The following is a 21,551-nucleotide window of genomic DNA, read 5'->3' on the forward strand; positions in this document are numbered from 1 at the left end:
AGAATTTATGCCATTTTCGCGGAACATGGGTTGCATGCCTGTACGAGACGTCTAGGATTGCGAGGTACTCCGTAATGAAAAGACGACGTCCGATAACGACAGGAGGAAGACAATGCAACGCCCCAACGCCATCCACGCCGCCAGTGTTCTGGCCTTTGCCGTCACGACGTGGAGCGCCGCTTCGCACGCAGTCGATGCCACCCCGGCTGCCCCCATCGCTTCGCAAACCCTGCGTGTCGAGGGGCTGTCCCAACCGGCCGATATTCTGATCGACCGCAACGGCGTGCCGCACATCTTTGCCGCAAACGAGCGCGACGGCTTCTTCGTGCAGGGTTTCAACGCGGCTCGCGATCGCCTGTTTCAGATCGACCTCTGGCGACGCCGGGGGCTGGGCCAGTTGTCCGAAGTGTTCGGGCGCGCCTACGTGGCGCAGGACGACGCCGCGCGCCGCTTCGTCTATCGCGGCGACATGGCGACCGAATGGCGTCGATACGGCCCCGATGCCAGGCCCGCCGCCGAGGCGTTCGCCGCTGGCGTGAACGCCTACATCGACTGGCTCGCGCGGCATCCCGATCAGATGCCGTACGAATTCAAAAAGGTGGGCTACTGGCCGGCGAAGTGGTCTGCCGAGGACATCGTTCGCATTCGCAGCCACGGCCTGACCCGCAACCTGAAGAGCGAAGTCGCGCGTGCGAAAGTGGTTTGCAAGGCGTCGCTCGATGCAGACGGGGTGCGTGTCGGCCTGCAGCCCGCCTGGAAGACGCAGGTGCCCGACGGGCTGGACCCATGCCTGCCTGATGACCTGCTCAAGGTCTTCGACCTCGCCACGCAGGGCGTGAAGATCACGAAGGAATCGCTGCAACACGCGAATGCCGACATCGCGCAATTGGCGGAAAACGGCCCTTACGACGTTTCCACCGAGTCGGCCGAGGGCAGCAACAACTGGGTCGTCTCGCCGCAGAAGTCGGCCACCGGTCGCGCCATCATGGCGAACGACCCGCACCGCGCATTCGCCGCGCCGAGCCTGCGCTACATCGTGCAGGTCAGCACCCCGACGCTCAATCTCATCGGCGCGGGCGAGCCCGCGATCCCTGGCGTTGCCATCGGACATAACGGCACCATCGCGTTCGGGCTCACGATTTTCAATATCGACCAGGAGGATCTGTACGTCTACGACCTGAACCCGGCGAACCCCGATCAATACCGATATCGAGGGAAGTGGGTGCCAATGCGAACCGTGCACGAGACCATCGACGTACGCGACGGCGCACCGGTGCAGACCGATCTCAAGTTCACGAAGCATGGTCCGGTGATCTACGTCGACGCGGCCCGGCATCGTGCGTACGCCGTGCGTACCGCGTGGCTGGAACCGGGCATGTCGCCCTACTTCGACGCCATGCGCTACATGCGCGCGAAGACTTTCACCCAGTTCCAGACGGCGCTCGATACGTGGGGGGCGCCAACGGTCAACCAGGTCTATGCGGACACGTCGGGCAACATCGGGTGGGTCCCGAGCGGCATGGCGCCGATTCGTCCTAACTGGGACGGCCTGATGCCGGTGCCCGGAGATGGACGCTACGAATGGGCCGGCTTCTGGCGACGCGATCAATTGCCGTCGGCCTATAACCCGGCGAGCGGCTATTTCACGACATCCAACGAGATGAACATGCCGGCGGGCTATCCGTACGCCCAGCGCAAGCTTGGCTTCGAATGGACGAACGGTTCGCGTCACGCACGTATCGACGAAGTCCTCAAGGCGAAGGACAAGGTGTCGCTGGAGGACTCCGAGCGCTTGCAGAACGATATCGTGTCGATACCCGCGCGGCGTCTGGTGGCGCTACTCGCACCGCTGTCCAGCGACGATCCGCAAACGTCCGCGGCGCTCAAACTTCTCAAGGGGTGGGACGCCCACATGGGGGCCGACTCGGCACAGGCCGCGCTCGAAGAAGTCTGGTTCAGCCGTCATCTGGGACGCGCGTACAAGAACGCCGTGCTGCCCAAGACCGCAGCGGAAACCTTCGGTGCTCCCGACCCGGCGGCCATGCTCGACGCGCTGGAGCAGCCTGCTGCGCGTTTCGGTGAAAACGCCAACGCCAAGCGCGACGCCGTATTGCTCACGAGCCTCGGTGAGGCGTGGGGGGAAATGATGAGGCTGCAAGGGACCGATCCGGGCGCGTGGCAATGGGGCAAGCTCCATACGAACCTCAATGCCCATCCGCTCGCCGACGCAGTGGACGCCGACATGCGCGCCAAACTCAACGTCGGCCCGCTGGCGAAAGGCGGCAGTCCGTTCACGCCGAATCAGTCGACCTACCGTGTGAGCGACTTCCGTCAAACCAACGGTCCGTCGTTCCGCATTGTGGTCGACGTGGGCAACTGGGACAACACGCGCGCAATGAACCTGCCCGGCGAGTCCGGCAATCCGGACAGCCCGCACTACCGCGATCTGGCGCAAAAGTGGCTCGACGGCGAGTATTTCAAGCTGCCGTATTCGCGCGAGGCGGTGGAAGCGGCAACGGAGTCCCGTTTGCATCTGGTGCCTGCGTCGGAACGTTGACGCGTAATGGCTGGCAATACGCCAATACACGCTAATACACGCTAATACGCTGGTAAAACGCGCGGCGATGTGAGTCGGTGCGCCACGCGCATGCGTCGCTTGCCATGGCCGAAACGAAAACAGCCGGAGGGGGTGTTCCCCATCCAGCTGTTTTCGGAGCGTGAACGAGCGCTGCTCGCGCGTCAATGCCCGCCGGGTACAAACTCCGATTTGTCGCGCTTGATACTGCGCGAGTCGACCGCGTTGGTCGGCACGAGCAGCAGCAAGAGCATGACGCCGATCGAGATCGCGAGGATCGACAGGAACGTGAGGTGCAGCGAGTGTTGCAATACGGCGCGGATTGCCTCGTCGGCCAACGACGACACGCCGCGATCCTCGAGCACGTGGCGCAGTTGGTCGGAGGTCACAGGCGCGAGGCCGCTCGAATGCGTCAGGCCGAAGTTGAGCACGGCGCCGAAGAGCGTCGCGCCCAGCGTGCTGCCAAGGTTTCGCGAGAAGATGTTCGACGCCGTGGCGCTGCCGCGCTGCGAGGGGTCGACAATCTCCTGAATCAGAACCAGTGCGCTCACGCTGCCTGTGCCCATCGAGAAACCCATCAGCAACGAGCCAAAACCGGCGAGCAACGGAGAACTGCTCGGCCCGAGCAGCGCAAAGACGAGCCCGCCAAGCGGCATCAGCAGGCTGCCGCCCACGAGAATGCGCCGCAGGCCGAAACGCGTGAATGTCTTCGCCGCGAACGTCGCCCCGATGGGCCAGCCGACCATGATCATCGTAAGCGCCATGCCGGCCACCACCGGCGTCTGACGCAGCACGCCCTGTGCATACATCGGCAGGAAGGTAGTCAGCCCCATGAGCACCATGCCGGAGAGCAACGTCGCGGCATTGGCCGCCGCAATCGGGCGGCGACTCCACAGGGAAAACGAGATCATCGGGTCCTTCGCGCGGCGCTCCTGCCAGACGAAGAGGACGACGGCGATAGCGCATACGAGTATGCCGCCCCAGACGTGCGTGTCGGTGAACGCATTCGCGTCGGTCAGGGCAATCATCAACCCGGCCACGGCAATCGTGAAGAACACAGCGCCCATCACGTCGATGCTCGGGCGCTCGCGCGGCGCATCTTCATGCAGATAAGCCACGAAACCGGCAGCGGCAAGCAGGCCGATCGGAATGTTGATCCAGAAAATCCACGCCCACGACAGATCGCGAATGATGAGACCGCCGAGCATCGGGCCGAGCACCGCCGAGATGGCCCAGACGCTGGCGAGCCAGCCCTGTACCTTGCCGCGTTCGCTGATCGGGTAGTAATCGGCAATGATCACGAGGCTGACCGGTTGAATGCACGCGGCGCCAACGCCCTGCAACAGACGGAATGCGATCATCGCGGGCATGGACCACGCGAGTCCGCCGCCGAGCGAGGCGATGAGAAAAACGGCAATGCCCACGAGAATGACCGGCTTGCGACCATAGAGGTCGGCGAGTTTGCCGAACACCACAGTCATGGCCGTCTGCGCGAGCAGAAAGGCGGAAAAGACCCAGCTGTAGAGATTCAGGCCACCCAGTTGGGCGACGATTTGCGGCATGGCCGTCGAGATGATCGTGGCTTCGATGGCCACCATAGACGTTGCCGCCATGACGGATGCCACAATCAATGGCCGCACGGAATTGCGTGTCGCAGACATGTTTTTTTGTGAAGTGGGGGTGCGTAACAACTTGCGAGAAAACTTGCGAGAAAGGCGCGACACCCCTGTCGGGCGCCGCAGCCACGCCAGATGGCGGAAGACGGGGATCGAACGTGGCGGCGATGCCGCACGCGTAGTCAAGACGACTTGGGCCTGGCGATGGCGACAAGCATAGCCCAATGCAGCAAAACGCGTATGACGCGCGCCGACCTGCCTCGCGGTTCCGCCCGAGAGCCTTGCACGGAGCGGGGCAAGTGCCGGTTCGCGGCGACAAGCCCCTGTTCACCTTCGGGTTTTGGAAGGTTTTGGACGACGAAATACCTGCGCGAAGCGCGCCGATGTCGATGCCGATGCCGTTGCTGAAGGCGAGCGCTGAAAGCCGAAAGCGTTACACCGTTGCGGGATGACGACGTTTGGCGTCCCGAAATCCGACACGACCTTGCGGCCTATCGTCGCAGCGCCCTCCGAAGGCTTACCGGCCTACCGGCACATCGGCGCATCGATTCATCGAATTATCACGGCACGAGAATCCGGCCCGCGATCCACGCGAGCGCGGTGACCGCGCCGTGAACGGCCTCAGGCAGTGCCGCGATTGCGCTTGATTACGCCATAGATCGCCAGCAGTACGATCGCGCCGATGATCGAAGCGATCCAGCCGGCCGACTCGCCTTCGGTATAGAGGTGGAGGAACTGGCCGACATACCTGGCGAGCAGCGCGCCGGCAATGCCGAGGATGATGGTCATGATGATGCCCATGCTGTCCCGCCCGGGATGCAGGGCGCGCGCGATGAGACCGACGATCAGACCGACCACGATGGTGCCGATAATGCCCATGACGTACCTCCAAGGACGGGAACCCGAACGCAGTATAGCCTTGATTTCCAAAGGCTCACGCCGGATCCCCAAACCCCGTCGATCGCCTGTTGTATTCGCCCGACGGCGTCTGATGGCGCGCGACGAGATCTGATATATCAAGAAAAACCCGACGCGGCCCGCCGGTGGCCGGGCATCGCTATGCCGGGTATAAGCGACGCCTATTTGTCAAAAAGGGGCGTCTGCGCGATGATGGGGCACGCCATCCAGAACGCGCGGGGGCGTGGCGCCAGTGAAACGGGCATCGCGTCGACGCGCTATAATCAGGGGCTATCAGATCCCCCACATCATGCAACTGCTCGCTCTCGGCCTGAACCACCACACGGCGCCCGTCTCGCTGCGCGAACGGGTGGCGTTTCCGTTCGAGCGGATCGAGCCGGCGCTCGCGGGCCTCAAGAGCCTGTGGACGAGCAGCGGCAAGTTGAGCGCCCCTGAGGCCGCCATCTTGTCGACGTGCAACCGCACCGAGATCTATTGCGTGACGGACGACACCGCAGCCCGTGAGCGCGCGGTGCACTGGCTTTCCCAGTTTCACAACATTCCCGCCGGCGATCTCGCTCCCCATCTGTACGCCCTGCCCCAGTCCGACGCGGTGCGCCACGCGTTTCGCGTCGCCAGCGGCCTGGACTCGATGGTGCTCGGCGAGACGCAGATCCTCGGGCAGCTGAAAGACGCGGTGCGCACCGCCTCGGAGGCCGGCGCCCTGGGAACGTATCTGAATCAGCTTTTCCAGCGCACTTTCGCCGTGGCCAAGGAAGTCCGTGGCCAGACCGAGATCGGTGCACACTCGGTGTCGATGGCCGCCGCTGCAGTGCGTCTCGCGCAGCGTATCTTCGAGAGCATCAGTACGCAAAAGGTACTGTTCATCGGCGCGGGCGAGATGATCGATCTGTGCGCCACGCACTTCGCTGCGCAAAACCCGAAAGCCCTCTACATCGCCAACCGGACGGCCGAGCGCGGCGAGAAGCTCGCCGAACGTCTGGGCGGCACGGCCATCCGCTTGTCGGAACTGCCGCAACGGCTGCACGAGTTCGACATCGTCGTCTCGTGCACGGCGAGCACCTTGCCGCTGATCGGCCTGGGCGCCGTCGAGCGTGCCATCAAGGCGCGCAAGCACAAGCCGATGTTCATGGTCGATCTGGCCGTGCCGCGCGACATCGAACCGGAAGTGGGCCGTCTGGCCGACGTCTTCCTGTACACCGTCGACGATCTCGGCGCGGTCGTTCGCGAAGGGAATGCCCTGCGTCAGGCCGCCGTCGCGCAAGCCGAGGCGATCATCGAGACGCGCGTGCAGAACTTCATGCAATGGCTCGACGCGCGCAGCGTCGTGCCGGTCATTCGTGACATCCACGGTACCGCCGAGGCCATGCGCGTGGCGGAACTCGAGCGTGCGCAGCGCATGCTCGCGCGCGGCGACGACCCTGCCGCCGTGCTCGAAGCCCTGTCCCAGTCCCTCACCAAGAAATTCCTGCACGGCCCGACCCACGCGCTGAATACGGCGCGCGGCGATTCGCGCGAGCAAATCATTCACCTCATTCCCGAACTGTTCCGCACCTCGGGATCCGCCGACAAATAGATGAAAGCGAGCATGCAAGCCAAGCTCGACCAGTTGACGCAACGTCTGGTCGAGCTTGATGGCCTATTGAGCCAGGCCGACGTCACCCGCGACCTGGACAACTATCGCAAGCTCACGCGCGAACATGCCGAGCTGGCGCCTGTCGTCGCGCAATATCAGCAATACCGCCAGGCGCACAACGACGTGGCGGCGGCGCAGGAAATGGCGTCCGATCCGGAAATGCGCGAGTTTGCCGAAGACGAAGCCGCCAACGCCCGCGCGCGCATGGAAGACATGGAGGGCACGCTGCAACGCATGTTGCTGCCGCGAGACCCCAACGACGACCGCAACATCTATCTGGAAATTCGCGCCGGCACCGGCGGAGACGAATCGGCGCTCTTCGCGGGCGATCTGCTGCGGATGTACACGCGCTACGCAGAACGGCAGCGTTGGCAGGTCGAAATCATGTCGGCGAGCGAATCGGATCTGGGCGGTTACAAGGAAGTGATCGTCCGCTTGGTCGGTCAGGGGGCGTATTCACGCCTGAAGTTCGAGTCCGGAGGCCATCGCGTACAACGTGTGCCCGCGACCGAAACACAGGGACGCATTCACACGTCCGCCTGCACCGTGGCGGTCATGCCGGAAGCCGACGACGTGGCCGACGTCGAAATCAATCCGGCCGATATTCGCATCGATACGTTCCGCGCCTCGGGCGCCGGCGGCCAGCACGTCAACAAGACGGATTCGGCCGTGCGCATCACGCACCTGCCCACGGGTATCGTCGTGGAGTGTCAGGACGACCGCTCGCAGCATCGCAACAAGGACAAGGCGCTCAAGGTGCTGGCCGCTCGCATCAAGGACGCCCAGTTGCGTGCCCAGCAAGCCAAGGAAGCGGCCACCCGCAAGAGCCTGATCGGCTCCGGCGACCGTTCCGAGCGCATCCGGACATACAACTTCCCGCAGGGGCGGATGACGGATCACCGCATCAACCTCACGCTCTACAAGCTCGAATACATCATGGACGGCGATCTCGACGAGATGATCAACGCGCTGGTGACCGAGCATCAGGCGGAACTGCTCGCGTCGCTTGGCGAGGCCGCCTGATGACGTCAGGTGTGCATGGGGACCCTGTGGGGCAGACGGATTCCGAAGTTCCCGCCACCGTGGCGACGCTGCTGCGTGAGCCGGGATTGCCCCCCCCGGAGTCGCGCATTCTGCTCTCCCACGTGCTCGGCTGGACCCGCACACAACTGATCACCCGCGACCGTGAGCCCCTGGCGCCCGAGACGGTCGCCGCCTACCGGTCGCTCCGTGCACGCCGCATGGCAGGCGAGCCCATCGCCTACCTCACCGGCACCCGCGAATTCTTCGGCCTGACGCTGAAGGTGAGCCCCTCGGTGCTCATCCCGCGTCCCGAGACCGAACTGCTCGTGGAGTTGGCGCTGGCCCGGCTCGAAGGACGCCGCACGCCGCGCGTGCTCGATCTGGGTACCGGCAGCGGCGCCATTGCGCTGGCCATTGCGCACGCGCGCCCTGACGCAGAGGTGACCGCCCTCGACCGCTCGGCCGAGGCTCTCGATGTCGCCCGGGAGAACGCGCGCCAACTCGGGCTGGAAGCGCGCGTCCGGTTCCTCGAGAGCGACTGGTATGGCGCACTGCCTGCCGCTACCACCGCTACGGCCGCGTTCGACATCATCGTGTCCAATCCGCCCTACATCGTCTCGGGCGACGAACACCTCTCGCAGGGCGACCTGCGCTTCGAGCCGGTCGATGCCCTGACCGACCATGCCGACGGGCTGGCGGCCTTGCGCGTGATCGTGGCGGGGGCGCCGTCGCGACTGCTGCCCGATAGCTGGCTGCTGTGCGAGCACGGCTACCATCAGGCGGCGGACGTCAGGGCGCTGTGCACGGCGGCGGGGTTCGTGGACGTGATGTCCGAGCGCGACCTTGCCGGGATCGAGCGCACCACCGGTGGCCGACGCGTCTGAGCGGCATCCGACGAGCGCGCCCGAAAACCGCTAAAATGCCGGATACGCCGACTTTCCGGCATCCCCACGAGCTTCCGATCATGACCACCCAGCAACGTATCCAGCAAATCGTCTCCGAACATCCTGTCGTCCTGTTCATGAAGGGCAACGCGCAATTCCCGATGTGCGGCTTCTCGGGCCGTGCCGTGCAGATTCTGAAGGCCTGCGAAGTCAACGATCTGTTCACGGTCGACGTGCTGCAAGATGACGAAATCCGTCAGGGCGTGAAGGAATTCGCCAACTGGCCGACGATTCCGCAGCTCTACATCAACGGCGAATTCATCGGCGGCTCGGACATCATGATGGAGATGTACCAAAGCGGCGAACTCAAGCAGATCATCGCCGAACTCGCCTGATCTCGCGGTCGTTCCCGCTTTCACAGCGACGGCGCCGCACCCGATGCCCGGTTTGAACGTTTCGACGCAAGCGCCCGGCGTGCGCGCCCCTGCGCGTCTGATCGTCGCGATTACGGGGGCGACGGGCGCCGTGTACGGCGTGCGTCTGCTCCAGCGCCTGCGCGCGATGGGCGGCGTCGAAACGCATCTGATGGTGTCTAGCGCGGGCTGGCTCACGCTGCGTCACGAACTCGGGATGGAACGCGCCGATGTACAGGCGCTGGCCGATCAGTATCACAGCGTGCGCGAAGTCGGCGCGAACATCGCCAGCGGCTCCTTCGCCACGGCCGGCATGGTCGTCGCGCCCTGCTCGATGAAGACACTCGCGAGCGTGGCGCATGGCCTCTCGGATAACCTGATCGCGCGCGCCGCCGACGTCACCTTGAAGGAGCGCCGTCGCCTCGTGCTGATGGTGCGTGAAACCCCCTTCAACCTCGCGCATCTGCGCAATATGACAGCCGTCACCGAAATGGGCGGCATCGTCTACCCGCCGTTGCCTGCGTTCTACAACCGTCCGGCTTCACTCGATGCGATGGTCGACGACACCGTCGCGCGCGTTATCGACCTGTTCGCGATTGCGCCGCCGGTTGCGTCGAGTTGGGACGGTCTCGGCAAAGACGCCGAAGCCTGACGCTCGCGTCATCTCACGCCATCGACCCAGCGCTGCAATGTATCGAGCGCGCCCTGCGTCTGCCCGGCGGCGGACTCCGGCGTTTGCACGCACAGTTCCAGCATGACGTCGTTCGGATCCAGCAGATAGACATGTTCGCCGTCGCCGTGACGCTCGACGGCGAAAGGCACCTCATACGCATTCAGGCGGGACTTCCAGCGATCGAGCGCCTCGCGCTCGCGCACACGCAATGCCACATGGTGAATCTGCGTTGCGGGGGTATCGGGATGGGGATGGGGTTCGGGCGCGAGTCCGTCGCAATTGAAAAAGGCCAGCGCCTGACCGGGCGCGATCTGATAGCTCACGAGCAAATAGGGCTTGCCCCACAGACGACTCATGCCGCTCTGCGCGCCGGCGAGCGTGAAACCCATGACCTCGACGTAGAATCGGTGCGTGAGTGTCGCGTCGTAACTCGGGTACGCGACATGATCGATCGCCACAGGAGACACAGGCGTGCCCTGAGCCGTGGATTCGACGGCAAGGCTGGGGTCCAAAACGGCCTGGTTCATCACGATCCCCCGGATTGCAAAGTGGCGACGGCATTCGGGAAACTGCGTCTGTAGTGTAGTCCTGCAACCCGCGTGGCATCAACCGAGTGCCAGCGAGAGCCGCATGGACTATAGTGAAAACGCCACACTTTGCGTGGCGGGCCGCATGCCCGCACGCATCCCCCCCAGTGGTGTGACAGGTTTGCGACCGGAGTTTGTCATGGAGACCGCCCTCTTCTCCCTTTCGCCTGTTGTCGTCTATGCCGTGGTGACGCTCGTGTTCGTCATGCTCGTGCTCGTGGTCCCCGCCGGCGCCCGGTGGCGCAATGTCGCCTGGCCGGCCGCCATGCCGCCGCTCTCTCCCCATCGTCCCGGAGACTTGCTCGGCACGCCGCGCACGCCCTATTGGCGCTCGCCGAGCGACACGCAGGATCTGCGTCGGCCGTCGTATTTCGCGACATCCGCACGACGCGGCCGCCGCCCGGCCAGCTTTCTCGCACCGCGCGATCACGACCGTCGCTGACGGTCGCGCTGCCAATGTGGTCGAGCCGCATCGAGTCCCTTTCCCTTTCCCGTTCCCCTTCCCTTACGCCTTGTTACATCTGTAGTGCCGCCGTAGCACCGCCCCTCGTGCGTCGTCCGTAGAATTCGATTCACGGATCGCGCGCCGCCGCGCCAGATGACATGCGTCAGGGCAACGCGGACACGGGAGCGACAAGTCGAAAAAGGAGAACAGATGCAACGTCATTTCTGGATCGCGACGGCAGCCACGGCAGGCCTGGCCGCCGCCCTCGCCACAAGCAGCGCTTTTGCGCGTACCGACGTGTCGGTCAACATCGGGATTCCCGGCCCCGCCATCGTGGCACCGGCCCCCATGTATGCGCCACCGCCGGTCGTCTACGGACCGGCACCGGTGGTCGTCGCCCCGCCGCCGGTCGTCTACGGCCCCCCGCCGCGCTACTGGCGCGGGCCGCCGCCGCGTCACTGGCATCACGATCGTGGCTGGGAGCGGCGTGACTGGGACCGCCGCGATTGGCACCATCGCCGATAATCCGGCGCGCGCCGCCACCAACAACAAGCCCCGCAAGGTCTTAAGACCTGCGGGGCTTGTTTCATGCATGCATAAATCCCCGACGATTTATCGCGACTTTATGCATCGATGCTCACAGACCGATTCATTGGATTTCGAAAGGCGATGCGTTCGCAATGAGTTCGAAATGCGTTCGGAATGCATTAGCAATGCGTCCGCAATGCGTCTGCATTAACTGGCGAAAGCCCGAAGACGAAAGCCTCGCTAACTCATTGGTCGAAATGAATCTCATTGCGCACTATCCCGCGCGTTTCATCTCAATAGCGATAGCAGCAACGATGCCCGTAATACCCTCCGTAATACCCCCCGTAATAGGGCCGTTCAGGCACTACCACACACCCGGCAAGCGTAACGGCGAGCAACGCAGCAACGACTAACTTCATGATCTGACTCCACAGGAACGAACGCGAATCGGTTCGCTTTCTTTATATCGTCGCGCCTGTAGGAAGCCCATCACGCGTCTGTAAGCCGTGTAAGCGAAGGTTGCCAAACGGGGAAAGTGTCGCACTTTGTTACGTAACATGTGCGGCGTGTGGCCGTAACATCGCCCGGCTTCGACCTTTGGCGAAACGCGCAAACCCAATATTCATGCGGGTTGGCGTCGGCTCCGACGGCTGGCACGACGATTGCATAGTCTTTTGCGTCGCCCTTTCAATTGCCCCGAAGAGTGCGGCTTTGACTCAAACCCTCCTCCCGTTGCAGACGCGGGGGGAGGCTTTTTTTCCATCTCTCCGACTCGCGTCGCGCCACGCTCCGATACGCGATCGCGTCACTTTCCTGCACCGCACATGGGCAGGCGCTCTCGTATTTTCATTTCAGCTGTGCGTTTGAAATGTATTGACGCTACATGAGCGTCGACTTCTTATTTCTTTCCTTTATCTTTAAAACCTTATTGGACGCGGCTTTTGAAGCGATTTATGCCCTTATCGGCATAAACCAGATACGGGTTGGCACCGATCTCAAGTTGCCTGATTCGCTGTCGTAATCGCGTCTATAGAGGACTGCGCGCTCAATTGGGGGGAACGCAGCATCCTTATCGTGACGGCCGCGCGACACGTGCCGGGGCAAACGTATCAGGGGAAAAGTCATGGAAATCGCCACGCCTGAATTCCAGATGGAACAGCAGGAACTACAAGCGGTCACTGCCGCATTCAATCGCGTGCAGGCCGTCATCGAATTCGACTTGCAGGGACGCGTGCTTCACGCCAACGAGAATTTCCTGCAAACGCTCGGCTACCGTCTCGACGAAATTCAGGGGCAGCACCACCGCATGTTTTGTGAGCCCGAGTACACGGCCTCCGCGGCGTACCGTGACTTTTGGGCCAAACTCGGTCGCGGGGATTTCGACACAGGCGAATACAAGCGCATCGGCAAAGGCGGACGCGAGGTGTGGATCCGCGCCTCGTATAACCCGGTGTTCGACCCCAACGGGGTACCGTACAAAGTCATCAAATTCGCCACCGACGTCACGGCCGACCGCACACGGCAAGCCGAATTCGAGGGCAAGGTCCGCGCCATGGACATTGCACAGGCGGTCATCGAATTCCATCTCGATGGCACCGTGATCACGGCCAACGACAACTTTCTGAAAACGCTCGGGTATTCACTGGACGAAGTGCGCGGCAAGCATCACCGCATGTTCTGCCAGGCGGATTACGTGGCGTCGCCCGCCTACCGGGACTTCTGGGCAAAGCTCAACCGTGGCGAATTCGATGCCGGGCGGTACAAGCGCGTGGGTAGTGGCGGGCGCGAAGTCTGGATTCAGGCGACGTACAACCCGATCCTCGACGCGAACGGTCGCCCGTACAAGGTCGTGAAGTTCGCCACGGACATCACGCAGCAAGTGGAACTCGAAGCGAGCGTGAAGCGCCGTGCCGAGGAAGACCAGCGCAAGGTCGCACTGCTGCTCGACACCGTCAATCGCGCATCGGCGGGCGATCTGACGGGTGACATCGCCGTCTCGGGCACCGATCCCATCGATCAACTGGCCGACGGCATTCGCCACATGATGGACGACCTGCGCGGTGTGATCGGCAAGGTCGTCAACTCGGCGGGCGAATTCTCGGGCGCATCGCGCGACATTGCCGATCGCGCCAACACGGTGGCGACGGGGGCACAGGCGCTCGGCGCCACGGTGGAAGAAATGAATGCGTCCATCGAGGAACTGACGGCATCGATCAACTCGATTGCCGATAACACGAAGGGCGCCGATCAACTGGCCAAATCCACGCAGCAGGAAGCCGAGACCGGCTCGCGGGCCATTGCGCGCTCCATCGAGGCGATGGAGTTGATCAACAAGTCTTCGGAAGACATCGGAGAAATCGTGAAGGTGATCGGCGAGATCGCCGGACAGACCAACCTCCTCGCGTTCAACGCGGCTATCGAAGCCGCGCGGGCAGGCGAGCATGGGCTGGGTTTCTCCGTGGTGGCCGACGAAGTGCGCAAGCTCGCCGAGCGCTCGTCGCAGGCGACCAAGGAAATCTCGAAACTGATCAACGAGTCGACCAAGCGCGTGGCGCAAGGCAGCGACGTGTCGCGTCAGGCCGGCGAAGCGTTCGAGAAGATCGTGAACGGCGTGTCGCGTACGACACAGGCGATCTCGGAGATTTCGTGCGCTGCCGAGGAACAACTCGTGGCGGCGCGGGAGGTCAGTCTCGCGATTCAGCACGTGGCCGAAGAGACCGAGAAATCGGCCGGGGCGTGCGAGACCATCGCGCACGCGACAACCGGTCTCAATCAGGGCGCCGAAGAACTGGACCGCACCGTCTCGCGTTTCAAGGTGTAACGGATACGGGTACGCGCGGGGCGCCTGGGGTAGCACCCCCCCGGTCGCCGCCAGCCTCACCGGTCGCCAAGAGGGCCCGATATGGAAATCGAAGCCGAAGCCGATGTCGTCACCCAGCAAGCGCTCCTGCGCGCTGTTCACCGGCACACGGGCATCTCGATGAACGAGAAGAAGTGGACGATGTTGCAGGGCCGTCTGCGCCCGCGCCTGCGCATGCTGTCGTTGCGTTGCTATCGTGATTACCTGGCGTTGCTGGAGAACACCCCCGACGAGATTCGCAATTTCGTGAATCTCGTCACCACGAACGAGACAACGTTCTTTCGCACACCGCGCGTGTGGGACTACTTCGCACAGCACTACCTGCCTCGCTGGCAGGCGGCACATGCCGGACAAACGTTCCGGATGTGGTCGGCGGCCGCCTCATCGGGTGAGGAGTCGTACTCCGCCGCGATGATCTGCGAGGAGTTCCGCGCGCGGCATCCGGGCTTCCAGTATCAGATTCACGCGACCGATATCTCCAGTCAGGTGCTGGCCATCGCCATGGCGGGCAACTACGGTGGACGAAGCATCGATGGATTGAAGCAGCAACGCCCCGCCATGCTGGCCAAGTACTTTCGCCCCACTGCGGGTGGTTTTACCGTCGTGCCGGAACTGCGGGCGCACATCACGTTTTCGGAGCACAACCTGTATCAACGCATGGCGCGCCGTGACGCATTCGATCTCGTCATGCTGCGCAACGTGCTTATCTATTTCGAGACGTCGGATCAGGAACGGGTATTGGAGAACGTACGTCGCACGCTTACCCCCGAAGGCGTGCTGATTGTCGGGGAATCGGAGTCGCTCTCACGACTCTCGACCGGCTATCAGTTTGAGCAACCGCTCATTTACCGCAATCAGGGAGCATCGAATGGGGCCGTCGCATGACATTCAGGTGTTGATGGGCGAAGTGCGCATCGGGCGCGGAGCGGATGTCCTGCGCGCGACCCTCGGTTCGTGTGTCGGCATCGGCCTGATGTGGCGTGCGCGCGGCCTGTACGGGCTCGCCCACTGTCTGTTGCCCGAATCGCCGCACCCGACACTTGCGATCGGCGCCAAATATGTGACGCAAGCTGTGCCCTCGTTGCTCGCGCTCATGAAAGCGGACGGTGCGCGCCGCGGTGAAATCGAAGCCGTCATTGCGGGCGGAGGCAACATGATGCCGCACCAGCCACCGGCCAAACACGGCCTGATTGGGGTGGCCAACGCCAAGATGGCGCAGGCGCTGATTACGGAAGCCGGCATTCCGATCGTGCACGTGGAAGTCGGCGGCGAAGTTGGTCGTCAACTGACGATCGACTGCACGCACCACGCCTTTCTGGTGCGCGCCATTGGCACGAACGGGGGCGCCGCGATGCCGCGCCGCCCCGCACTCAGACTCGTAGGACGTGAATCATGAACGCGCGCACACCAGGATTTCCGTTTTTGCATCGCGACGGTATCGCGAGCTCGACCGTTCTGCCGACGACGGGATCGCCCGGTCACGGATATCAGGGATATCATGCCTTCCAGGGCTACGGCACAGGGTATGGCCCGCTGCCCGGGATGACGACGCAGTTGCGCCATGCACCGCCATCACCTTCGCCCGAGGCCGATCCCCTCCTGGCGCCGCTGGCCGACGATGCATCCGCGCTCGCCACACCTGCGGCAACTGCGGCCGTGGCTCCCCAACCGCCGAAGGCCACGGCGGACGACATCGAAGTCTTCGGCTCGTTTCATCTGGGCGATATCGAGTTCGCGCTGCCGATTGCGGCGTTGCAGGAGGTGGTGAATTACCCCGAACGGGTGACCCCGGTGCCGCTCTCGCCGACGTTTCTGCTCGGGCTCTTCAACTTGCGAGGCACGCTCATCCCTATCGTCGACCTCAAGCCCCTGCTCGCCATCTCCGGGAACGGCGTGGGTAGTGCGTTACCGGTAATGGAAAAAATCGCGATTGTGGACGTCGAGGGCGTACGCGTGGGCTTGCTGTTCGAAAGCACGGGCGAGATTTTGCGCGTTCGGGCCTCCCAACGCACCGGGTTCGAATACGATCCGTCCCACGCCACGGCACAGGTGGTGTCGGGGGCGATCAAGCTCGACGGTGGCGATCGCATTCTCCAGATTCTCGCGCCGGCTGCGCTCGTGCGCATCGAGAACATGCCGCAATTGCTCGCGCGACAATCGCTCACGGCACCACAGCGCCGCCAGCAGCGTCAGCGGCTGCAATGCGTGTCGTTTACCGTCGAACAGTCGCGCCTGGCCTTGCCGATGGGTGCCATCCGGGAAATCATCCGCATTCCCGAATTGCAGAACTCGGCGCTCGCGAGCGTGTTTTGTGTCGGCATGCTCAATTTGCGCGGCACGGTCGTGCCGGTGATCGACTTCGCCCACTTCCTCGGTTTGCAGGCGTGCCGCCCGGATCCGGACGTAGCGGGTACGGCATCCGATCCGCGGCGCATTCTGATTGTCAAACAGGAGGACGTGCACTTCGGCTTGCTGGTCGATGCCGTTGACAGCATCGTGACGTATTACGCCGACGAAGTGCTGGCGATGCCTTCGTTTAGTGCGTCGCATGCCCAGTTGTTCTCGGGTTGCATCGCCCGCGAGTCGGCAAGCGACATCGTGCTGCTTAATGCCGACGAGCTCTTCACGCACGCGCAGGTGCTCGACCTCACGCGCGGGCATCGCGAGCTGTATCGTGAGTCGGACCCGGCGCAGCGAGCGAGTGCGGGCGACGCGGCGTGGCGCAGCGCGACGGGGGCGAAGTCGTCGCGCGGCACGCGGCACGCTTACGTGTCGTTCCGGCTGCAACATATGCTCGCGGTGCGTCTGGATCAATTGCGCGAGATCATCCACGATTCTCCGGACGTGATGCCCGCGCCGGGTGCCCCACCGTTCATTCGCGGCATGCTGAACCTGCGGCGCGAACTCGTGATGGTCGTGGATCTGCGTGCGCTCTACGGCATGCCGGCGCAGGACGAGGCGAACACCCGCAAGATTCTGGTGATCGAGCATGGCAAGGACAAGTTCGGGCTGCTGGTCGACGCCATCGAGAACATTGTGACGCTCGACGATGCGGACAAGTTGCCCGTGCCCGCCGTGCTGTTGGGGCGTGCTACGCACGAGATGCGCAACGACATGCGTGAAGCGGTGGAGTTGCCAGCGTCGGACGGAGCGGCACGCACGGCCATGCTGCTCGATTTGCAACCGCTCAAGCTGCGGCTGGAAACGGCGTTGGCGCTTTAAGCGAGGGAGTATGACGAAAACCGGGCGGACGCGAAGGACATTAGGGTGAAGGTCATGAAGTGCCGGCGATTCGCGAGCGCCGGTTGCAGGGCCCTGCGGCGTGTCGGGGGGCACGCCGCAGGGGTGGTATGACGCACACGGAGCAAGCGCATCAAATCACTTCATGACGATGAATGTCGTGCGTGATGAAGCCTCGCGCATCGCTCGGCATTGCCAGCCATTCCGGATTTGCCAGCGTGCGGCGAACATCGTCGAGGCCGCTCGCCCAGTGGTCCAGCATCGTTGCCAGACCAAACTGATAGTCCTTGTAGTGCCCCTCGTATTCCTTGTTCCGGTAGATGAGCTGGATGACGTTGTAACGCTTGCTGCACGCGATCTCCTCTGCCGCATGGCACCACGGGTCACGCGCACGTACATCGGCAGGCACGCGGTCGAGCACTTCCCGCAGGACACGCCGATAGTGCTGCGCGCGCTGAAGATTGTCCGTCACCAAACGCGTTCGGCTCGAAAACTGAATGTCCTTTTGCCGCCCCGCCACGTCATTCAGATTGTCGGGCAGCGGCCCGCGCGCACTCCACAAGTCGACCTGGAACGCGAGCGTGTCACGACGCGGCGATGTCCCCAGCACCTCCGAGAGCGGCGTGTTCGACACGAGACCGCCGTCCCAGAAATACTGTCCGTCGATCTCCACTGCGGGAAACCCCGGCGGCAACGCGCCCGACGCCATGAAATGCTCCGCGCGCAATGTCTCGCGCGTGTTGTCGAAGTAGACGAAATTGCCCGTGTGCACATTGACCGCACCGACGGACACGCGAATCTCGCGCGCATTGATCCGGTCGAAGTCGACGAAGCGCTCGAGCGTGTCACGCAGCGCCGTCGTGTCGTAATAACTCGCGTGCGCCGGATCGCCCATCGCCGTGGGCAACGGCTGCGGCCAGCGCGGCGTGAAGAAGCCCTTCTGCCCCTCGGTCAGCGCACGCCACGCCTGCCACGCACTGTAGGCGACCCGCCCCGACTCGGGACCGTTGAGGATCGCCGCCTCCAGCGGCGCCGGCAACGGTGGGAAGCCCCCCGGCTCGCAGATCGTGCGCCAGAAGGCTTCGAGCTGCGCCACGCGACGCGCCGGCGCATTGCCCGCGATGATCGCCGTATTGAGCGCGCCGATGGAAATGCCCGCGATCCAGTTCGGCGCAATGCCCGCCTCGGACAAGCCTGCATACACGCCCGCCTGATAAGCCCCAAGCGCGCCACCACCCTGCAAGACGAGCGCGACCGTCTCGTACGGCGGAAGCTCGATGGCGCGTTTCGGGACTTTGGGCGGGTTGGCCGTCATGACCGTTCTCCTGAAGCTGACTGCTTGCACTGTGAGTGCGGAAACCGCCCCGGCATGGGGGCACATTGGGGAGCACATCGGGGCAATGGGCTTGATGCGATCACTGCACGCTACGCCCTGCGCAACCGCTCCCGGGGCGGGGAACGGCTCGTTGGCGTCGGCACAATGCCAGCGTTACTGCATGAACCAGCCGTGGCTCACCACGAACGACTGACCGGTGAAGGCCGCGCTCGGGAACGTGGCGAGAAAGAGCGCCGTCTGCGCGACATCGTCCACAGTCGTGAATACGCCGTCGACCGTGCCGCCGAGCATTACCTTCTTGATCACTTCATCTTCCGAAATGCCGAGTTCCTTCGCCTGCTCCGGAATCTGCTTGTCGACCAGCGGCGTGCGCACGAAGCCCGGGCAAATTACATGCGAGCGCACGTTGTGCTTTGCGCCCTCCTTCGCCAGTACACGGGCGAGCCCCAACAGCGCGTGTTTGGCCGCAACATAGGCCGACTTCAGCGGCGAGGCCTCGTGCGAGTGCACCGAGCCCATGTAAATGACGATGCCGCCGCGATCGTCCTTGTACATATGCTTGAGCGCCGCCTTGGTCGTCAGGAACGCGCCATCCACGTGAATCGCCTGCATCTTCTTCCAGTCGGAGAACGCATAGTTCTCGATGGGATTGACGATCTGGATGCCCGCGTTCGAGATCAGGATGTCGATCGACCCGAACGTGTCCGCCACCTTGTCGATGCCGCTGTTGACCGCCTCTTCGTTCGTAACGTCCATGGCCACACCGATGGCCTTGCCGCCGGCAGCCTTGATCTCTTCGGCAACGGCGTCTGCCCCCTGCTGGTTCAGATCGGCAATCGCGATCGCCGCCCCGGCACGCGCCAGTGTTAGCGCAATCTCCTTGCCGATGCCGCTTGCCGCACCGGTCACCACGGCGACCTTTCCATTCAACTGATTCACTGACTGGCTCATTTGCACACTCCTGATTCATCAAAATGGCGGGTCATGCGGCATGCCTGAACGCACGCATGGCTCGTCGGACAGTGGACGAGGCCGCCGGGCAGACTGCACTGGTCCACCCCTGCCGCCGCACAAACAGAAAAGGCGCCTTGCGGCGCCTTTCCCTGCATTACCGCGCGATCGGCTTGTAGCGGATTCGCTTCGGTTTTGCTGCCTCCTCGCCGAGGCGCTTCTTCTTGTCCGCCTCGTATTCCTGATAGTTGCCCGGGAAGAACTCGACGTGCGAGTCGCCTTCGAAAGCCAGAATGTGCGTGGCGATACGATCCAGGAACCAGCGATCGTGAGAGATGACCATCACACAACCGGCGAACTCCAGCAGCGCGTCCTCGAGCGCACGCAGGGTTTCGACGTCCAGATCGTTCGACGGTTCGTCGAGCAGCAACACGTTGCCGCCGGAGATCAGTGTCTTGGCCATGTGCAGACGACCACGCTCACCACCGGAGAGCGAACCGACCTGTTTCTGCTGGTCCGAGCCCTTGAAGTTGAAGCGGCCGATATAGGCACGCGACGGCGTTTCGTACTTGCCCACGGTCAGCACATCGGCGCCGCCCGAGATCTCTTCGAACACGGTCTTGGTGCCGTCGAGCGCATCGCGGCTCTGATCGACGTATGCCATCTTGACCGTCGGCCCGACCTTGATCTCGCCGCTGTCCGGCTGCTCGCGGCCCGTGAGCATCTTGAAGAAGGTCGACTTACCGGCACCGTTCGGGCCGATGATGCCGACGATCGCGCCCGGCGGCACCGTGAAGCTCAGATCGTCGATCAGCAAACGGTCGCCGAAAGCCTTCGAGACGTTCTTGAACTCGATCACTTCGTTACCCAGACGCTCACCCACCGGGATGAAGATCTCCTGGGTCTCGTTGCGCTTCTGGTATTCCTGGCTGTTCAGTTCGTCGAAACGGGCGAGACGCGCTTTCGACTTCGCCTGACGGCCCTTCGGGTTCTGACGCACCCACTCCAGTTCCTTCTTGAGCGCCTTCTGACGGGCCGACTCGCTCGCCTCTTCCTGCTTCAGGCGTTGCTCCTTCTGATCGAGCCACGAGCTGTAGTTGCCCTTCCAGGGAATGCCGTGGCCCCGGTCGAGTTCGAGAATCCACTCGGCGGCGTTATCGAGGAAATAGCGATCGTGGGTCACGGCAACGACCGTGCCCGGGAAGCGCGTGAGGAACTGTTCGAGCCAGTCGACCGATTCGGCGTCCAGGTGGTTGGTCGGTTCGTCGAGCAGGAGCATGTCCGGCTTGGAGAGCAGCAAGCGGGCGAGCGCCACACGACGCTTCTCACCCCCCGAGAGCACGCCGATCTTGGCGTCCCACGGCGGCAGGCGCAGGGCGTCGGCAGCCACTTCCAGCGTCTGCTCGATGTTGTTGCCGTCGCTTGCCGCGAGGATGGCTTCGTACTTGGCCTGCTCGGCCGCGAGCGCGTCGAAATCGGCGTCCGGCTCGGCGTATGCGGCATAGATTTCATCGAGCTTCGTGCGGGCTTCCATGATTTCGCCCATGCCGCCTTCAACGGCTTCGCGCACGGTCTGCTCGGGATCGAGTTGCGGCTCCTGCGGCAAATAACCGATGTTCAGGTTCGCCATCGGAATCGCTTCGCCCTCGATCTCCTTGTCGACGCCCGCCATGATCTTGAGCAGCGTCGATTTACCCGAGCCGTTCAGACCCAGCACGCCGATCTTGGCCCCCGGGAAGAACGACAGGGAGATGTCTTTGAGGATGTGACGCTTGGGCGGCACGATCTTGCCCACGCGGTTCATGCTGAATACGTACTGTGCCATTCGGCTTTCCTGATCCTGAAACGGTTATGACGGCTCACGGG

General features: G+C 63.3%; 19 protein-coding genes. 12 read left to right on the forward strand and 7 right to left on the reverse strand.

Going from position 1 to position 21,551, the window contains the following annotated elements; all coding sequences use genetic code 11:
• Positions 1 to 112 precede the first annotated feature (112 nt).
• Entirely contained in the window at positions 113 to 2,557 is a 2,445-nt protein-coding gene (locus PCA31118_RS22445) for a penicillin acylase family protein (RefSeq protein ID WP_150627205.1), read from the forward strand.
• 182 nt (positions 2,558 to 2,739) lie between these two features.
• Here the strand turns inward: PCA31118_RS22445 and PCA31118_RS22450 are convergent, their stop codons facing one another.
• A complete protein-coding gene (locus PCA31118_RS22450; protein WP_150627206.1) occupies positions 2,740 to 4,236 on the reverse strand; it encodes an MDR family MFS transporter in 1,497 nt (498 codons plus the stop codon).
• Between the two features lie 576 nt (positions 4,237 to 4,812).
• Positions 4,813 to 5,070: a GlsB/YeaQ/YmgE family stress response membrane protein gene (locus PCA31118_RS22455; RefSeq protein WP_044457212.1), complete on the reverse strand. Its 258-nt coding sequence runs from the start codon at positions 5,068 to 5,070 to the stop codon at positions 4,813 to 4,815.
• 328 nt (positions 5,071 to 5,398) lie between these two features.
• Here PCA31118_RS22455 and hemA point away from each other — a divergent pair, with 328 nt between their 5' ends.
• The 5 genes from hemA to PCA31118_RS22480 all read left to right on the forward strand — a co-directional run bounded on the left by hemA (position 5,399) and on the right by PCA31118_RS22480 (position 9,717).
• Entirely contained in the window at positions 5,399 to 6,685 is a 1,287-nt protein-coding gene (gene hemA, locus PCA31118_RS22460) for a glutamyl-tRNA reductase (protein ID WP_150627207.1), read from the forward strand.
• Positions 6,686 to 7,768 carry a peptide chain release factor 1 gene (prfA, locus tag PCA31118_RS22465; RefSeq protein WP_150627208.1) on the forward strand — a complete coding sequence of 361 codons (1,083 nt, stop codon included), beginning with the start codon at positions 6,686 to 6,688 and terminating at the stop codon, positions 7,766 to 7,768.
• On the forward strand, positions 7,768 to 8,652 hold the full coding sequence (gene prmC, locus PCA31118_RS22470; RefSeq protein WP_150627209.1) for a peptide chain release factor N(5)-glutamine methyltransferase: 885 nt from the start codon (positions 7,768 to 7,770) through the stop codon (positions 8,650 to 8,652). Before prfA ends, prmC begins: the two co-directional genes overlap by 1 nt.
• Before the next feature lie 80 nt (positions 8,653 to 8,732).
• On the forward strand, positions 8,733 to 9,047 hold the full coding sequence (grxD, locus tag PCA31118_RS22475) for a Grx4 family monothiol glutaredoxin (RefSeq protein WP_044458554.1): 315 nt from the start codon (positions 8,733 to 8,735) through the stop codon (positions 9,045 to 9,047).
• A 52-nt stretch (positions 9,048 to 9,099) separates the two neighbouring features.
• Positions 9,100 to 9,717, forward strand: a complete 618-nt coding sequence (locus tag PCA31118_RS22480; protein ID WP_246190380.1) for a UbiX family flavin prenyltransferase — start codon at positions 9,100 to 9,102, stop codon at positions 9,715 to 9,717.
• A gap of 8 nt (positions 9,718 to 9,725) precedes the next feature.
• On the opposite strand, the gene PCA31118_RS22485 is transcribed toward PCA31118_RS22480, so the two are convergent.
• Positions 9,726 to 10,265 (reverse strand): VOC family protein, encoded by a 540-nt coding sequence (locus PCA31118_RS22485; RefSeq protein WP_150627211.1) that lies wholly within the window; start codon positions 10,263 to 10,265, stop codon positions 9,726 to 9,728.
• Between the two features lie 199 nt (positions 10,266 to 10,464).
• Between PCA31118_RS22485 and PCA31118_RS22490 the strand changes: the two genes are divergently transcribed.
• Positions 10,465 to 10,767, forward strand: coding sequence for a hypothetical protein (locus PCA31118_RS22490; RefSeq protein WP_150627212.1), 303 nt, complete (start codon positions 10,465 to 10,467; stop codon positions 10,765 to 10,767).
• A gap of 213 nt (positions 10,768 to 10,980) precedes the next feature.
• Positions 10,981 to 11,295, forward strand: a complete 315-nt coding sequence (locus PCA31118_RS22495; RefSeq protein ID WP_150627213.1) for a hypothetical protein — start codon at positions 10,981 to 10,983, stop codon at positions 11,293 to 11,295.
• Between the two features lie 296 nt (positions 11,296 to 11,591).
• Here the strand turns inward: PCA31118_RS22495 and PCA31118_RS27525 are convergent, their stop codons facing one another.
• Positions 11,592 to 11,717: a hypothetical protein gene (locus PCA31118_RS27525; protein ID WP_281350147.1), complete on the reverse strand. Its 126-nt coding sequence runs from the start codon at positions 11,715 to 11,717 to the stop codon at positions 11,592 to 11,594.
• Between the two features lie 704 nt (positions 11,718 to 12,421).
• Between PCA31118_RS27525 and PCA31118_RS22500 the strand changes: the two genes are divergently transcribed.
• The 4 genes from PCA31118_RS22500 (at position 12,422) to PCA31118_RS22515 (ending at position 17,380) form a co-directional block, all read left to right on the forward strand.
• A complete protein-coding gene (locus tag PCA31118_RS22500) occupies positions 12,422 to 14,119 on the forward strand; it encodes a methyl-accepting chemotaxis protein (protein ID WP_150627214.1) in 1,698 nt (565 codons plus the stop codon).
• Positions 14,120 to 14,200: 81 nt separating this feature from the next.
• Positions 14,201 to 15,043 (forward strand): CheR family methyltransferase, encoded by an 843-nt coding sequence (locus PCA31118_RS22505; RefSeq protein ID WP_150627215.1) that lies wholly within the window; start codon positions 14,201 to 14,203, stop codon positions 15,041 to 15,043.
• Positions 15,027 to 15,554, forward strand: a complete 528-nt coding sequence (locus PCA31118_RS22510; RefSeq protein ID WP_044457222.1) for a chemotaxis protein CheD — start codon at positions 15,027 to 15,029, stop codon at positions 15,552 to 15,554. The genes PCA31118_RS22505 and PCA31118_RS22510 overlap by 17 nt, the downstream gene beginning before the upstream one ends.
• Positions 15,551 to 17,380 (forward strand): chemotaxis protein CheW, encoded by a 1,830-nt coding sequence (locus PCA31118_RS22515; RefSeq protein WP_150627216.1) that lies wholly within the window; start codon positions 15,551 to 15,553, stop codon positions 17,378 to 17,380. The genes PCA31118_RS22510 and PCA31118_RS22515 overlap by 4 nt, the downstream gene beginning before the upstream one ends.
• Positions 17,381 to 17,531: 151 nt before the next feature.
• Here the strand turns inward: PCA31118_RS22515 and PCA31118_RS22520 are convergent, their stop codons facing one another.
• From PCA31118_RS22520 to ettA, 3 genes are all read right to left on the reverse strand, one after another.
• Complete coding sequence (locus tag PCA31118_RS22520; protein ID WP_150627217.1) at positions 17,532 to 18,713, reverse strand: DUF3734 domain-containing protein; 1,182 nt, start codon at positions 18,711 to 18,713, stop codon at positions 17,532 to 17,534.
• Between the two features lie 174 nt (positions 18,714 to 18,887).
• Positions 18,888 to 19,673, reverse strand: a complete 786-nt coding sequence (locus tag PCA31118_RS22525) for a 3-hydroxybutyrate dehydrogenase (protein ID WP_174990569.1) — start codon at positions 19,671 to 19,673, stop codon at positions 18,888 to 18,890.
• 169 nt (positions 19,674 to 19,842) lie between these two features.
• Complete coding sequence (gene ettA, locus PCA31118_RS22530; RefSeq protein ID WP_044457225.1) at positions 19,843 to 21,510, reverse strand: energy-dependent translational throttle protein EttA; 1,668 nt, start codon at positions 21,508 to 21,510, stop codon at positions 19,843 to 19,845.
• Positions 21,511 to 21,551: the final 41 nt, after the last annotated feature.

Source organism: Pandoraea captiosa (genome assembly GCF_902459775.1).
Classification (GTDB): Bacteria; Pseudomonadota; Gammaproteobacteria; order Burkholderiales; family Burkholderiaceae; genus Pandoraea; species Pandoraea captiosa.